This is a genomic window from Streptomyces sp. SN-593 (genome assembly GCF_016756395.1).
GTDB classification, from domain to species: domain Bacteria; phylum Actinomycetota; class Actinomycetes; order Streptomycetales; family Streptomycetaceae; genus Actinacidiphila; species Actinacidiphila reveromycinica.
In genome coordinates this window covers 2944891-2960049 of the sequence record NZ_AP018365.1, presented here as the reverse complement: position 1 = coordinate 2960049, position 15159 = coordinate 2944891, and the positions used below count along the sequence as shown (strand labels likewise).

The following is a 15159-nucleotide window of genomic DNA, read 5'->3' as shown; positions in this document are numbered from 1 at the left end:
TGGCAGCGCGGGCTTCGCCGGTACTAGGGTCGGCGGCTTGTGTGCCGGGCCACGTGAGGGGGTTCACAGTCGATGGGCGGTTTCTACGGGGCGGTGGTCACGCGGGTCTTCCGCCGCTACGCGACGTACCGCGTCGCCACCGCCGCGGGGGTCTTCACCAACTGCGTCTTCGGTCTGATCATCAGCTACAGCTATCTCGCGCTGTGGGACCAGCGCCCGCACCTGGGCGGCTACGACCAGGCGCAGGCGCTGACCTACGTGTGGCTGGGGCAGGCGCTGCTGACGCCGATGGCGCTGATGGGCGGCGGGTGCGAGGACGAGCTGATGGAGCGGATCAGGTCCGGGGACATCGCGGTGGACCTGTACCGGCCGGCCGACCTCCAGGGCTGGTGGCTGGCGACGGACCTGGGGCGGATGGGATTCCAGCTACTGGGGCGCGGGGTCGTGCCGGTGCTGTGCGGGGCGCTGGTCTTCGACCTGGCGCTGCCGTCGGCGCCCGGGACCTGGGTGCTGTTCGCGGTGTCGGTGATGCTGGCCGGACTGGTCAGCTTCGCGCTGCGCTTCCTGGTCGGGCTCAGCGCCTTCTGGCTGCTGGACGGCGCCGGGGTGAGCCAGGCGATGCTGCTGACCGGGCTGTTCTTCTCGGGGCTGCTGCTGCCGTTGACGGTCTTCCCGGGCGCGCTGGGCGAGCTGGCGCGGGCGCTGCCGTGGGCGTCGATGCTCCAGGTGCCCGCGGACGTGCTGCTGGGCCGGCACCGCGGCGCCGGGGCGGTGCCGGCGCTGTGCGGCCAGGCCGGCTGGGCGGCGGCGCTGCTCGGCGCCGGGCGGCTGTTGCAGTCGGCCGCGACGCGCCGGGTGGTGGTCCAGGGTGGCTGAGGCGGAACTGCCGCGGCAGCGGCCCGGCGGGGCGGCGCCGGGCGGCGCGGGGAGGTACGCGCCCGGGGCCCGGGTGGGGCGGGCCGGCGAGGCGGTGCGCGCCTACGGCCCGATCGTGGGGATGTGGGTGCGCTCCACCATGGCCTACCGCACGTCCTTCGTCCTGACCGCGCTCGGCAACTTCACCGCGACCCTGCTGGACTTCGTCACGATCGTGCTGATGTTCGGGCACGTCCACCGGCTGGGCGGCTTCACGCTGCCGGAGGTGGCGTTCCTCTACGGCGCGTGCAGCACCTCCTTCGGCATCGCCGACCTGGTGATGGGCTCCATGGACCGGCTCGGCCGCCGGGTGCGCGACGGCACCCTGGACACGCTGCTGCTGCGTCCGGTCCCGGTGCTCGCGCAGGTCGCCGCGGACCGGTTCGCGCTGCGCCGGCTGGGCCGGATCACCCAGGGCGCGCTGGTCCTCGGCTGGGCGCTGCTGCGGGTGGACGTGCACTGGACGGCTGTGAACGTGCTGATGGTGCCGATGATGCTGGTGTCGGGCGGGGTGATCTTCAGTGCGGTGTACGTGGCCGGCGGCGCCTTCCAGTTCTGGGCGCAGGACGCCTCGGAGGTGCAGAACTCGGTCACCTACGGCGGCAACACGATGCTCCAGTACCCGCCGGGGATCTTCGCGCGGGACCTGGTGCGGGGGGTCACCTTCGTGGTGCCGCTCGCCTTCGTCAACTGGCTGCCCGTGCTGCACGTGCTGGGCGAGCCCGATCCGCTCGGCCTGCCCGGCTGGCTGGACTTCGCCTCCCCGGCCGTCGCCGCGGTCTGCTGCGTGCTCGCGGCCGCGGTCTGGCGGCGGGGTCTTCGTACCTACCGCAGCACAGGGAGTTGAGACGGTGAGCGGCATCGACCGGCCGGCGGGGCCGGACAGGGGCGCGGGTGGGGCCGCGGGTCCGGGCCCGGCGGCGGACCCGGGGGCGGGCTCGGGGGCGGCTCCGGAGGCCACTCCGGGGGCCGCCGACCCGGTCATCGAGCTGGAGGGCGTGGAGAAGGTCTTCGAGGTGCGCCGCAAGGCCGGGTGGCTGCGGCGCGAGCGGCACGAGGTGCGCGCGGTCGACGGGATCGGCTTCAGCGTGCCGCGCGGCGAGATCGTCGGCTACATCGGGCCCAACGGCGCGGGAAAGTCCACCACCATCAAGATGCTCACCGGCATCCTCAACCCCAGCGCGGGGCGGATCAGGGTGGACGGGATCGACCCGGCCCGGGAGCGCACCCGGCTGGCCCGGCGGATCGGGGTGGTCTTCGGGCAGCGCACCACCCTGTGGTGGGACCTGCCGCTGCGGGACTCCTACGAGCTGGTGCGGCGGATGTACCGGATCCCGGACGCCGCCTACGCGCGCAACCTCGGCGCGTGCGTGGACCTCCTCGACCTCGGGCCGCTGCTGGACGTGCCGGTGCGGCAGCTCTCGCTCGGGCAGCGGATGCGCGGCGACATCGCGGCGGCGCTGCTGCACGACCCCGAGGTACTGTACCTCGACGAGCCGACCATCGGGCTGGACGTGGTCAGCAAGAGCCGGGTGCGGGACTTCCTGCGCGACTTCAACGCCGAGCGCGGCACCACGATCCTGCTCACGACGCACGACCTCACCGACATCGAGAGCCTGTGCCGCCGGGTGATGGTCATCGACCACGGGAAGGTCGTGTACGACGGCGGCCTCGGGGGTCTGCACGCCGTGGGGGAGAGCGAGCGGACGCTGGTCGCGGACTTCGCCCGCGAGCTCCCCCCGGTGGAGCTGGCGGGGCGCGGCTGGTGTCGGTGGACGGGCCGCGGCAGTCCTTCGCCTTTCCCGCGGGGGCCGGCGCGGCGCCGCTGGTCGCGGCGCTGGCGAACCGGTACCCGCTGGTGGACCTGTCGATCCGCGAGCCGGACATCGAGGACGTCATTGCCCGGATGTACGCGGGGCGGACCTGAGCGGCCGGGGCCCTGCCCGCTCCCGCGGTCCTCACAGGGACGCGAGGGCGGCGCGGACCCGGTCGACCGCCGCGGCGGTGGTGGAGGCGTGGGCGGACAGCCGGACGGAGTCGGGCCGGGTGGTGGGGGTGACCTCATGGGCGTGCAGGGCGGCGGCGACCTCGGCGGCGGAGGCCCCGGGCATGCGGAAGGAGACGATCCCGGCGCGCTCGGCGGGTGCCTCGGGCGACAGCAGGCGGCCGCCCGCGCCGCGTACCGCGTCGATCAGCTCGCCGACCCGGGTGCGCACGTGCGCCTCGATCGCCGGCACTCCGACCGCCTCCACCAGGGCGAGCGCCGCCTCCAGCCCGGCGGCTGCGACCGGGCTGAGGTTGGTGAGGCTCCAGCGCTGGGCGCCGTCGGCCGGCGGGTGCTCGCGGTCGTCGAAGAGGCCGGCGTCGCGGACGCCGGTCCACCCGGTGAGGGTGGGTTCGAGGCGTTCCAGCGCGCGGTCGGAGAGCGCGGCGAACCCCGTCGACCAGCTCGCCCGCAGCCACTTCTGGCCGCCGGCGACGACCACGTCGGCCGCCTGCCAGGCCAGGTCGGCCACGCCGAAGCCCTGGATGGCGTCCACGACCAGCAGCCGGTCGGGGCCGATCACCTCGCGCAGGGCGGCGAGGTCGGCGCGGTGGCCGGTCCTGAAGTCGACCGCGCTGACCGACAGCGCGACGACGTCGCCGGTGAGGGCGGCGCGCACCGCGTCGGGGGTGACGCGGCCGTCCGGACCCGCGGTCAGCCAGTGCGGCACCGCCCGGCCGAGTCCGGCCGAGCGCCGCCACGGGTAGTGGTTCGCCGGGAAGTCCCCGGCGGGCACCAGGACCGCCCCGCCGGGCAGTCCGAGCGCGGCGTGGAACATGCCCGTGGAGGCGTTGGGCAGCAGGACGGTGTGCGCCGGATCGGTACCGGCCAGGCGGGCCGCGGCCTCCTGGGCGCGCCGCTCGGCGCGCATCAGGTCGTCGACGGTGTGCCGGTCCGCGCGGGCGGAGCGGCCCAGCGCGTCGTGGACGGCGTCGAGCACCGGACGCGACGGGGGGCCGTACCGTGCGAAGTCGAGGTAGCCCTCGGGCTCCTCGAAGTGCTCGGCGTATCCGGGCAGGCCGCCGCGGTCGTGCTGCGGTGTCATCGCGGTGTTCTCCTGGGGTCGTGCGGGAGGCTGTTCGGGGGTCCTCCCCGCGCAGGCGCGGTGCGAGGGAGGCGTCGGGAACCCGTCGTACGTTCCCGGAACGGCAGTGGCGGTGAGAATACGCGGGTGGAGCCGATGGAGACGGGGCGAGTGGACGGCACGGGCGGCACAGGCGACGCGGGGGGTGTGGCTGACGTGGGTGACGTGGGTGACGTGGGCGGTGTCCGCGGTACCGGCCGCGCGGTGGGTGCGGGTGCGGGTGCGGGTGCGGGTGCGGGCGGGGACGGGGGCGTCCGGGCGGCCGCGGTGGCGCGCCCCGGCGCGGGCCCCGGCCCCGGGCCGCGGGCGCGCGTTCCGGCGGGCGGCGGCGGCCCGGGGGCGGACCCGGACGAGGCGCGGCGGGCCGGCGTCCGCCGGATGAAGCTGATCGCGACCGGCTTCCTGCTGGTCGCCACCGTGGTGTACGCCCTGGCGAAGTGGGCCGCGGCGCACGGCGCGGGCGGCTGGGCGGGATACGTGTCGGCGGCCGCGGAGGCGGGCATGGTCGGCGCCCTCGCCGACTGGTTCGCGGTCACCGCGCTCTTCCGCCGCCCGCTGGGCCTGCCCATTCCGCACACCGCGATCATCCCGACGAAGAAGGACGCCCTGGGCGCGAGCCTCGGCGACTTCGTCGGCGAGAACTTCCTGTCCTCCGACGTGGTGCGGGCCCGGCTGCGCGCGGTCGGGATCGGGTCGCGGCTGGGCGGGTGGCTGGCGGAGCCGGCCAACGCCGACAAGGTCACCGAGCAGGCGTCGGCCGCGCTGCGCGGCGCGCTGCGGGTGCTGCGCGACTCCGACGTGCAGGCGGTCGTCGGCGAGGCGATCACCCGGCGGGCCGAGGCGCAGGAGATCGCGCCGGGCCTGGGCAGGCTGCTGGAGCGGGTCGTCGCCGACGGCGGCCACCGGCGGCTGGTGGACCTGGTGTGCGTGCGCGCCCACGACTGGCTGGTGGAGCACGGCGACTCCGTCATGGTGGCCGTGCAGGGCGGGGCGCCCGGGTGGACGCCGCGGTTCGTCGACCGCCGGATCGGCGAGCGGGTCTACAAGGAGCTGCTGCGCTTCGTCACCGAGATGCGGGACTCCCCGGGGCACCCGGCGAGGGGCGCGGTGGACCGCTTCCTCGGGGACTTCGCCACCGAGCTCCAGTCCGACCCGGACACCCGGGCGCGGGTGGAGCGGCTGAAGAAGGACCTCCTGGCGCGCAGCGAGGTGCAGGACCTCATCGCCAGCGCGTGGGGCGCGGTGCGGGCGATGGTGGTGGCCGCGGCGGACGACGAGCACAGCGAGCTGCGGCGGCGGGCGCGGACGTCGCTGCTCGGGCTCGGTGCGCGGCTGGCGGTGGACACGCGGCTCCAGGCGAAGGTGGACGGGTGGCTGGAGGACGCGGCCACCTACCTCGTCACCACCTACCGGGACGAGATCACCTCGCTCATCAGCGAGACCGTCGCGGGGTGGGACGCGGAGCAGACCTCGCGCAAGATCGAGGCGCACGTGGGGCGGGACCTCCAGTTCATCCGGATCAACGGGACGGTGGTCGGCGCGCTGGCGGGCCTGCTCATCTACGCGGTCTCGCACGCGGTGGGCGGCTGACGTGTGTTGACGGCCCGGCACCCCGCGGGGAGGATGCGGGGAAAGACATCCGATGACCGCTCGACCACGTCACGTAGGGAGTGCACCTGTGAAGCTGCTGCGCGTCGGACCCGCCGGGGCGGAACGCCCGGCCCTGCTGGACCACGAGGGCGTACGGCGGGACCTCGGCGGGATCGTGCCCGAGATCGACGGGGCGCTGCTCGCCGACCCGGCCGCGCTCGCCCGGATCGCCGCGGCGCAGGCCGGGGGCGCGCTGCCCGCGCTGGATCCGGCCGAGCGGGTCGGCCCGCCGCTGGCCGGGATCGGCAAGATCGTCTGCATCGGGCTGAACTACCACGACCACGCCGCCGAGACCGGCGCCCGGCCGCCCGCCGAGCCCGTGGTGTTCATGAAGGCGCCGGACACCGTGGTCGGCCCCGACGACACGGTGCTGGTGCCGCGGGGCAGCGAGAAGACCGACTGGGAGGTCGAGTTGGCGGTCGTCATCGGGCGCGAGCTGCGGTACGCCGCCTCGCACGAGGAGGCCATGGCCGCCGTCGCGGGCTACACGGTGGCGCACGACGTGTCCGAGCGGGCCTTCCAGACCGAGCGCGGCGGCCAGTGGGACAAGGGGAAGAACTGCGAGACGTTCAACCCGCTCGGCCCGTGGCTGGTCACCGCGGACGAGGTGCCCGACCCGCAGGCGCTGCCGCTGCGGCTGTGGGTGAACGGCGAGCTGAAGCAGGACGGCTCGACCGCGGACCAGATCTTCCCGGTGGCCGAGGTGGTGCGCTACCTCAGCCAGTTCATGACGCTCTACCCGGGGGACGTGATCAACACCGGCACCCCCGCCGGGGTCGCGCTCGGCCGACCCGACCCCAAGCCGTACCTCCGGCCCGGGGACGTCGTCGAGCTGAGCATCGACGGACTCGGCCGCCAGCGCCAGGAGTTCGGCGCCGCGTAGCCGCCGCCCCGACCGGCGCGTCCCGGCTTCCCGCTCCGCGCGCGTCCCGGTTCCCCGGCCGGTCAGAGCCGTACGGTCCCGCCGGTCGCCGCGGAGCGGTGGGCGGCCTCGATGACGTCCAGGGCCGCGGCGGCCTCGTGCGCGGTGACCGGCGCGGCGGTGCCCGCGCGCAGCGCCGCCGCCACGGCCGCGTAGAAGGCGGGGTAGTCGCCGGGGAGCGTGGGCACCGCGGCCTCGGCGCCGTCGGTGCCGGCGGTGCCCCAGCCGGCCGGCGGCACCTCGCCCCACGGCGCGCCGTCGCCCGGGCGGCGCCCGGCGCGCAGGTCGGCCTCCTGCGGGTCCAGCCCGTGCACGACGTATCCGCCGGTGCTGCCGAGCACGCGGAAGCGCGGGCCGAGCCGGGGCGTGACGGCGCTCATCCACAGGTGGGAGCGGACCCCGGAGGCGTGGGTGAGCGCGATGAAGGCGTCGTCGTCGGCGGTCGCGCCCGGGCGCACGGCGGCGGCCTCGGCGTGGACCAGCGCGGCCGGACCGAACAGGGTGAGCGCCTGGTCGACGAGATGGGCGCCGAGATCGTAGAGCAGACCTCCGATGTCTGCCGGGTCGCCCGACTCGCGCCAGCCGCCCTTGAGCCGGGGGCGCCACCGTTCGAAGCGGGACTCGAAGCGGCGCACCTCGCCGAGCGCGCCCCGCTCGACGAGGTCGCGCACGGTGCGGAAGTCGCCGTCCCAGCGCCGGTTCTGGAAGACGCCGAGCAGCAGCCCGCGGGCGTCCGCGAGCGCGGCGAGGGCACGGGCCTCGGCGGCGGTCCCGGCCAGCGGCTTGTCCACGACCACCGGCAGCCCGGCCTCCAGCGCCTCGGTGGCCAGCGGCACGTGGGTGCGGTTGGGGGAGGCGAGCACCACCAGGTCGAGTTCCCCGGCCCGCCCCCACAGGTCGGCCGCGCGGTCGGCGAAGCGGACGCCCGGGTGCTCGGAGCCCGCCGCGGCCCGGCGCCCCGGGTCGGCGGTGACGATCGTGTCCAGGACCAGGCCGGGCGTCGCGGCGATCAGCGGTGCGTGGAAGAACGCCCCGGCCGGGCCGTACCCGACCAGGCCGACGCGCAGCGGCGGGGGAGTGCTCATGCCCGCCACTCTCGCACTGCCCGCGGCACGCGCCGCGCCGGGGGCGCCCGGGGCGCGCGCCGGCCGCGCGAGCCCGGCGGCGGCCGGTCCGCCCGGCGGGCGGCGGCGCCACCCGCCCCGGCTACGCTTGGTGCGTCTCAGGCGGTCAGGTGGTACCCAGGACAGGAGCGACCCGTGTCGACACGCAAGCCGATTGAGTCGTGGCTCACCGACATGGACGGGGTGCTGATCCACGAAGGCACCCCCATCCCCGGTGCGGACGCGTTCCTGACGGGCCTGAAGGAGTCGGGCAAGCCGTTCCTGGTGCTGACGAACAACTCCATCTACACCCCGCGCGACCTGCACGCCCGGCTGACCCGGATGGGCCTGCACGTCCCGGTGGGCAACATCTGGACGTCGGCGCTGGCCACCGCGAAGTTCCTGGACGACCAGCGGCCGGGCGGCACCGCCTACGTCATCGGCGAGGCGGGCCTGACCACGGCGCTGCACGACGTCGGCTACGTGCTGACCGACCACGACCCGGACTACGTGGTGCTCGGCGAGACCCGCACCTACAGCTTCGAGGCGCTGACCAAGGCGATCCGGCTGATCAACGGCGGCGCCCGCTTCATCTGCACCAACCCCGACCAGACCGGCCCCTCCCCGGAGGGCGTGCTGCCGGCCGCGGGCTCGGTGGCGGCGCTGATCACCAAGGCGACCGGCAAGGACCCCTACTTCGTGGGCAAGCCGAACCCGCTGATGATGCGGGCCGGGCTGAACGTCATCGGCGCCCACTCCGAGACCAGCGCGATGATCGGCGACCGGATGGACACCGACGTGCTGGCCGGGCTGGAGTCCGGCATGGAGACGTTCCTGGTGCTCACCGGCCTGACCACGCTGCCGGACATCGACCGTTACCCCTTCCGCCCGTCCCGGGTGGTCGACTCGATCGCGGACCTGGTCGCCGAGATCTGACCGGGCGGGCCCCTATGGCCCGGACGCGCGGTCTTTACGCTCCGTAGACCGACGATCACCCTGATGGGCCACTGGGCCGCCGCCCGGAGTGCGGGCGGCGGCGGGCGGCGGAATCTTCGTAAGCACCGGGCGCGGGCCCCCGCTCCCGGCCGAGCGGAGGTCCTCATGTTTGGTCTGAAACTGCCCGCCGTCGCTGCCGCCGGCGCCGTCGCCGTGCTCGCCGTGGGCGGCGTCTCCGGACTGCCGAAGCCGGCTGCCGCCGACGACGGCGGGGGAGGGTCGGGCAGCTCCTCGTCGAGCAGTTCGTCCAGCTCGTCGAGTTCGTCGAGTTCGACCGGCAGCTCGTCGTCCGACGCGGGCGGCATGGACGTCTCGCCGCGCACCGTCGCCCCCGGCGGCGTGGTCTCCCTCCACCTCGCGACCTCCTGCAAGGCCGGGAAGACCGCGACGGCCAGCGCCGACGTGTTCGTCGACACCGTGACCCTGTCCCCGTCCGGCAGCGGCGACGGCATGGACGGCGACGCGTTCATCAAGTCCACCGCGGTCCAGGGCTCCTACACGATCGCGGTGCGCTGCGAGGACGGCTCCAGCTCCGCCAGCGCGTCCGTCACCGTCAGCGGCGGCAGCAGCGAGAGCGACGGCGGTCTCACGCCGACCGACCCGATCCGCCCGGTGCCGGCCGGCGGGGGCGGCGAGGCCCGGCGGCTCGCCGTGCGCGACGCCGGCGCGGAGCAGCTCGCGGCCGGTCCGGCCGAAGCCGGCGGCAGCGCCGGCCCGCTGCTGGTCACCGGCGGTGTCGCGGCGGCCGGTCTGGCCGGGCTCGCGCTCTACCGGCGCCGCGGCACGGCCCGCGGCTGACCCGGCATGGCCGAAGGGGCGGACGCGCGGGCGGTACGGGCCGACACCCGGGCCAGGGCCGACGGCAGGACGTGGACGGCCCTCGCGGTCGGGCTGCTCCTGCTGGCGGCCTGGCTGGTCGGCCAGGGTTCCGGCGGCGGCACCGGGACCGCCGGGGCCGGCGGCCCTCGGGCCGCCGCCGCGCGGGACCACCCGCCGCACCTGTACGCGGCGCATGTCCCGCTGCCCGCGTCCGACCCGGTCCGGCTCGACATCGGCTCGATCGGGCTGCACGCCGACCTCGTCGGGCGCGGCCTGACCGACGGCACGATCGACCCGCCGCCGTACTCGACCCCGCAGGTGGCCGGCTGGTACACCGGCGGCCCGACCCCGGGGGCCGCCGGCGCGGCGCTGATCGTCGGCCACGTGGACACCGAGACCGGGCCGGCGGTCTTCTTCCCGCTGAGCACGGTCAGACCGGGCGCGCTGGTGGCGGTGACCCGGGCGGACCACTCCGTCGCGGACTTCTCGGTGGAGGCGGTGGAGGTGGTCCCGAAGGACCACTTCGACGCGACCCGGGTCTACGGCTCCGACGCGGCGAACCGCCCCGAGCTGCGGCTGATCACCTGCGGCGGCGACTTCGACAGCGCCCGCCAGGCGTACTCGGCGAACGTCGTGGTGTACGCCTCGCTGACCGGTTCGCGCGCGGCGTCCGGCAGCGGGGCATAGGGTGCTAAAGGTGCAAGGATGCCCATCGAGGTGGGCGCGCCCCCGCACGATCCGGCGTACCCACCGATGTCCACGGGCCGGTTCACGGACGGGTCCACGGACCGGTTCACGGACGGCCCTCGGACCGGTCCACCGCCGGCGCGGCGGGCGCGGAGGTGGGCGTGACAGCGAGCGGAACAGCGTGAGGAACGGTGTGCGAAGCGGTGTGACGATCCCCTGACCGGAGGAACGGATGCCCAAGCGTGACCCGAAGGGGAGCCGGCGGCGGCCCGCCCCCGTCCAGCACGCGCGGCCGGCGCCCGACCGGGTCGAGGAGGCCCGCGCGGGCGGCACCCCGCCCGGGCTGCGCACCGACCTCGAAACGCTGCTCGGCCCGGGCAAGGTGCTCGGCGGCGTCTCCGACCTGGTGCGCTACGCCTGCGACGCGAGCCCGTACCGCTTCGTGCCGCAGGCCGTGGTGGTCCCCGACAGCGTGCAGGACGTCGTCAAGCTGATGGGGTACGCCCGCGAGCACCGCCGCAACCTGGTCTTCCGGGCGGCCGGCACCAGCCTGAACGGGCAGGCGCAGGGCGAGGACATCCTCGTGGACGTGCGGCGCCACTTCGGCGGGGTCGAGGTCGAGGCCGGCGGGGCGCGGGCGCGGGTGCTGCCGGGGACCGTGCTGGCCAGGGTGAACGCCGCGCTCGCCCGGCACCGCCGGGTGCTGGGGCCCGACCCGGCGAGCGCGGGCGCCGCGACCGTCGGCGGGGTACTGGCGAACAACGCCTCCGGGACGGCCGCGGGCACCACCCGCGACTCCTACCGCACCGTCGTCTCGCTCACCGCGGTGCTGGCGTCCGGGACCGTGGTGGACACCGCCGACCCCGACGCCGACGCGGCGCTGGCCGCCGCCGAACCCGACCTCTACCAGGGCCTGCTGGACCTGAGGGACGAGATCGAGGGCGATCCGGCGCTGGCCGCCCGTATCCGCGCCAAGCACGCGATCAAGAACACCAGCGGCTACCGGCTGGACGCCTTCCTCGACGCCGAGACCCCGGCGCAGATCCTGCGCGGGCTGATGATCGGCTCGCAGGGCACCCTCGGTTTCGTCGCCGAGGCCGTCTACGCCACCTTGCCGGCCCGGGCCGCCGCCACCGCCGGACTGCTCTTCTTCCCCTCGCTGGCCGCCGCGGCGGCCGCCGCGGCGCAGTTCGCGCAGGCCGGTGCCGAGGCCGTCGAGCTGATGGACGGCCACGTGCTGGCCGCGTCCGCGGCCGTGCCCGGCGCGCCGGCCGACTGGCAGCGGCTGCCGACCGGGTGCGCGGCGCTGCTGGTGGAGTTCCGGGCCGCGGACGAGACCGAGCTGGCCGCGTACGAGCGCGCCGCGCGCCGGGTCTGCGACGACCTCGGGCTCGTCGCGCCGGTCCCCTCGGCGGACAACTCCTTCAGCCGCGACCCCGGCACGATCGGCCGGCTGTGGCGGCTGCGCGGGGCCTTCACCACCGCGGTCGGCGGCAGCCGGCCGCCGGGCACCACCCTGGTCACCGAGGACTTCGCGGTGCCGCCCGACCGGCTCGCCGAGGCGTGCACGGAACTGCTGGCGCTCCAGGAGCGGCACGGCTTCGACGCGGCCGTGGCCGGCCACGCCGCCCACGGCAACCTGCACTTCCTGCTCGCCTTCGACGCCGCCGACCCGGCCGACGTGGAGCGCTACGCCGCCTTCGTGGACGACTTCTGCCACACCGTCACCGAGCAGTTCGACGGCTCCCTGAAGGCCGAGCACGGCACCGGGCGCAACCTCGCCCCGTTCCTGGAACTGGAGTGGGGTGCGCGCGCCACCGCCCTGATGTGGCGGGTCAAGGCGCTGCTCGACCCCGGCGGCATCCTCGCCCCCCGGGTGGTCCTCGACCAGGACCCGCGCGGCCACCTGCGCGGCCTGAAGACCCTCCCGGCCACCGGGGAGGCGGCCGACCCCTGCACCGAGTGCGGCCTGTGCGAACCGGTCTGCCCCAGCCGGGACCTGACCACCACCCCGCGGCAGCGGATCGCGCTGCGCCGCGAGATGGCCCGGCAGCCGGCCGGCTCGCCGGTGCTGCGCGCGCTGCTGGACGCCTACGGCCACGACGCGATGGACACCTGCGCCGGGGACTCGCTGTGCGCGGCCGCCTGCCCGGTCGGCATCGACACCGGCGCGCTGATGAGGGAGGCCCGGCGGACCCGGCACACCCCCGCCGAGCAGCGTGCCGCCGTCTCGCTCGCCACCCACTGGCGCAGCGCGCAGCGGGCGGTACGCGCGGGCCTGGCCGCGGTCGGCGCCGTACGCGACCGGGCCGGCGACCGTCCGCTCGCCGCCGCGACCGCGCCGGCCCGCCGCGCGCTGCGCGCCGCAGCGCTGCCCGGGTGGCCGCCGGAGACCCCCGGCCCCGCGCCGCGCCTGCCGCGCACCGAACGCCAGGGCGCCGCCGCGGTCTACCTGCCCTCCTGCGCCAACCGGATCTTCGGGCCGCCGTCCGGTACCGGCCGCGGCTGGGTGGTGCACGCGCTGGTGGCCCTCGCCGAGCGGGCCGGCCAGCCGGTGTGGATCCCGCCCGACGTCACCCGCACCTGCTGCGGCACGGCCTGGTACGCCGGGGGGTACGACGCCGGCCACGCGGTGATGGCGAACCGGGTGGTGGAGCACGCCTGGGCGTGGACCGGCGGCGGGCGGCTGCCCGTGGTCGTGGACGCCCAGTCCTGCGCGCTCGGGCTCGCCCGCGACGTGGTGCCCCACCTCACCGACGCCAACCGTGAGCTGCACGGCGAGCTGACGGTCCTGGACGCGGTGGCCTGGACGGCTGCCCAGCTCCTGCCCAAGCTCACCGCGACCGGGCCGGTGGACTGCGCGGTGCTCCACCCCACCTGCGCGGCGGTCCGCCTCGGCGGGGACGGCCTCGGCGCGAGCGCGCTGGAGACCGTCGCCCGCGCCTGCGCGCGGGAGGTGGTCGTCCCCGACGACGCCGGGTGCTGCGGGTTCGCCGGCGACCGGGGCACCGTCCACGAGCCGCTGACCGCGGCTGCCACCCGCCCCGAGGCCGAGGAGGTCGCCGGCCGCGCCTTCGGCGCCCACCTGTCGGCGGACCGGATGTGCGAGCTGGCCATGGAGCACGCCACCGGGGAGCCGTACGAGTCGGTCCTGGTCGCCCTGGAACGCGCGACGCGCGAACGCCCCTGACCCGAGCGCCCCTGACCCGAGCGCCCTGACCCGGGCCCCTGTCCGATGCCCCTCGGGCCCTTGTCCGGGGGCGCCCCGGGGCGCCGGACCAAACCGTTGCACGAGCTCGCTAGTACAGCGGCGGGTCCTGGGGGTGGGTGGGCAGGGGGCGGGGAATGGGGGCGAGGAGCAGGAGGACGACGTCGTCGGAGAGGGAGCCGCCGGCGTGCTCCAGCAGGTCCGCGTAGACGCGCTCCACGGCGCTGTCCAGGTCGTGGCCGCAGCCGGCGACGAGCGGGCCGACCCGCTGGGCGAGCGGGTAGAAGGTGTTGTCTCGGGGGTTGCGCGCCTCGATCACGCCGTCGGTGCACAGCACGAGGATGTCCCCGGGCAGCAGCGGCACCCGCCAGGGCGAGGGCCCGCGCGCCGCCAGCGCGGCCACGTCGGCGGCCGCGGACCGCGGCGGGCCGCCTGCCGCGAACTCGTGCGCGGGCGCGGGCGCGGACTCGGGTGACGCCACCGGATACGGCCCTGGCCCGGTCCCTGACGCGGGCGCGGTCCCTGGCACCGGCCCGGACACGGCCCGGGCCCCCGGCGCGCCCGGCCCTGTCGGCGGCGCGGGGGACTCCCGCACCGCGCCGCCCGCCCCGACCATGTCGGCGAGCCCGAGCGGCACCCACGGGTCGACCGGTTCCAGCGTCTCCACGGTGCCGTCGCGGGACACCCGCAGCGGCGCCACGTGGCCGTAGTGCAGTAGTTCCACGCTGTCCGGCTTGTCGAACTGGGCGAAGAGCGCGGTGATGAAGTCCCCGGTGTCGACGTGCCGCGCCACGCTCGTGTCGACCCGCGCGGCGACCGTGTCGAGCCCGCCCTCGTCGTACGCCGCCTCGCGGAACGCGCCGAGCACCACCGCCGAGGTCTGCACGGCGGCCAGCCCCTTGCCGCGGACGTCGCCGATCAGGGCGCGCACCCCGTGCGGGGTGTCCAGCACGGCGTACAGGTCGCCGCCGATCTGCGCGGCGTCGGCGGCGGAGACGTACCGCACCGCGAGCCGGATCGTGCCGACGCGCGGCGCCGGCGGGCGCATCAGGGCGTGCTGGGCGGCCTCGGCGACGGAGGTGATCGCGCTGAACGCCTTCGCGCCGGTCTCCCGCCGCCACGCGATGTAGACGCTGAAGAGGCTGACCAGGCAGTAGGAGATGAGCTGGCCGACCAGGACGTCGTGGTTGCGGATGTGGGTGATGCCGTCGTACGGCGACAGCGCGGCCTGGACGGTGGCGCCGAGCACGCAGATGAACAGGGTCCGCTTCCACGTCACGGTGATGGCGGCGAGCGGGGGCGCCACGATGATGCCGGGGGTCAGGTAGTGGTCCCGGCCGGCGGACAGGTCGGCCAGCGTGACCAGGGCCAGAGCCAGGAGCGGCAGGGACATACCCATGCGGGAGAGGTAGTCGGTCTCCAGCCGCTGCACGGCTCGCATCCAGGCGTTCTTCACATGGGGTACCTATCTGGCCTTCCCGGCCGCGTCAGCCGCGCGCCTCCCACGCCACGGACAAAAACCGGTCGGGACCGGCACTGCCATGACCAGGAACGCTCCGAACACCTCCAACGTTCCCCAGCATCGCGCACGCGTGCAACCTGGTGGCGAGCGATACCCCACCCCGCCCGGTCCGTAAACCTCCCGGCCGGCGCCGGTTCTCCCGGTGGCCTCCGCGCCCCTCCGGCACGGGCCCCCGGGCGGGGCGGGGGCGGACCGGGCGGCGCCGGGGA

General features: G+C 76.0%; 11 protein-coding genes and 1 pseudogene. 9 read left to right on the top strand and 3 right to left on the bottom strand.

Going from position 1 to position 15159, the window contains the following annotated elements:
* Positions 1-72: 72 nt before the first annotated feature.
* The 3 genes and pseudogenes from RVR_RS12165 (at position 73) to RVR_RS12155 (ending at position 2842) form a co-directional block, all read left to right on the top strand.
* On the top strand, positions 73-876 hold the full coding sequence (locus RVR_RS12165) for an ABC transporter permease (protein ID WP_202233869.1): 804 nt from the start codon (positions 73-75) through the stop codon (positions 874-876).
* Between the two features lie 7 nt (positions 877-883).
* Positions 884-1762 carry an ABC transporter permease gene (locus RVR_RS12160; RefSeq protein WP_430393230.1) on the top strand — a complete coding sequence of 293 codons (879 nt, stop codon included), beginning with the start codon at positions 884-886 and terminating at the stop codon, positions 1760-1762.
* A 136-nt stretch (positions 1763-1898) separates the two neighbouring features.
* Positions 1899-2842: pseudogene (locus tag RVR_RS12155) on the top strand (ABC transporter ATP-binding protein).
* Between the two features lie 31 nt (positions 2843-2873).
* On the opposite strand, the gene RVR_RS12150 reads toward RVR_RS12155, so the two are convergent.
* Positions 2874-4004, bottom strand: a complete 1131-nt coding sequence (locus RVR_RS12150) for an aminotransferase class V-fold PLP-dependent enzyme (RefSeq protein WP_202233868.1) — start codon at positions 4002-4004, stop codon at positions 2874-2876.
* A 135-nt stretch (positions 4005-4139) separates the two neighbouring features.
* Here RVR_RS12150 and RVR_RS12145 point away from each other — a divergent pair, with 135 nt between their 5' ends.
* Positions 4140-5633, top strand: a complete 1494-nt coding sequence (locus tag RVR_RS12145; protein WP_202233867.1) for a DUF445 domain-containing protein — start codon at positions 4140-4142, stop codon at positions 5631-5633.
* 88 nt (positions 5634-5721) lie between these two features.
* Entirely contained in the window at positions 5722-6576 is an 855-nt protein-coding gene (locus RVR_RS12140) for a fumarylacetoacetate hydrolase family protein (protein ID WP_202233866.1), read from the top strand.
* 62 nt (positions 6577-6638) lie between these two features.
* On the opposite strand, the gene RVR_RS12135 is transcribed toward RVR_RS12140, so the two are convergent.
* Positions 6639-7700, bottom strand: a complete 1062-nt coding sequence (locus RVR_RS12135) for a Gfo/Idh/MocA family protein (RefSeq protein WP_202233865.1) — start codon at positions 7698-7700, stop codon at positions 6639-6641.
* Between the two features lie 174 nt (positions 7701-7874).
* Here RVR_RS12135 and RVR_RS12130 point away from each other — a divergent pair, with 174 nt between their 5' ends.
* From RVR_RS12130 to RVR_RS12115, 4 genes are all read left to right on the top strand, one after another.
* Positions 7875-8654, top strand: coding sequence for an HAD-IIA family hydrolase (locus RVR_RS12130; protein ID WP_202233864.1), 780 nt, complete (start codon positions 7875-7877; stop codon positions 8652-8654).
* A gap of 165 nt (positions 8655-8819) precedes the next feature.
* Positions 8820-9512: a hypothetical protein gene (locus RVR_RS12125; protein WP_202233863.1), complete on the top strand. Its 693-nt coding sequence runs from the start codon at positions 8820-8822 to the stop codon at positions 9510-9512.
* Between the two features lie 6 nt (positions 9513-9518).
* Positions 9519-10220, top strand: a complete 702-nt coding sequence (locus RVR_RS12120) for a class F sortase (protein WP_202233862.1) — start codon at positions 9519-9521, stop codon at positions 10218-10220.
* Between the two features lie 232 nt (positions 10221-10452).
* Entirely contained in the window at positions 10453-13410 is a 2958-nt protein-coding gene (locus RVR_RS12115) for an FAD-binding and (Fe-S)-binding domain-containing protein (protein WP_202233861.1), read from the top strand.
* A 109-nt stretch (positions 13411-13519) separates the two neighbouring features.
* Here RVR_RS12115 and RVR_RS12110 read toward each other — a convergent pair whose 3' ends face one another.
* The gene (locus RVR_RS12110) at positions 13520-14869 is read right to left on the bottom strand and encodes a PP2C family protein-serine/threonine phosphatase (protein WP_202233860.1); all 1350 of its coding nucleotides are present in this window, start codon (positions 14867-14869) and stop codon (positions 13520-13522) included.
* Between the last annotated feature and the right edge of the window lie 290 nt (positions 14870-15159).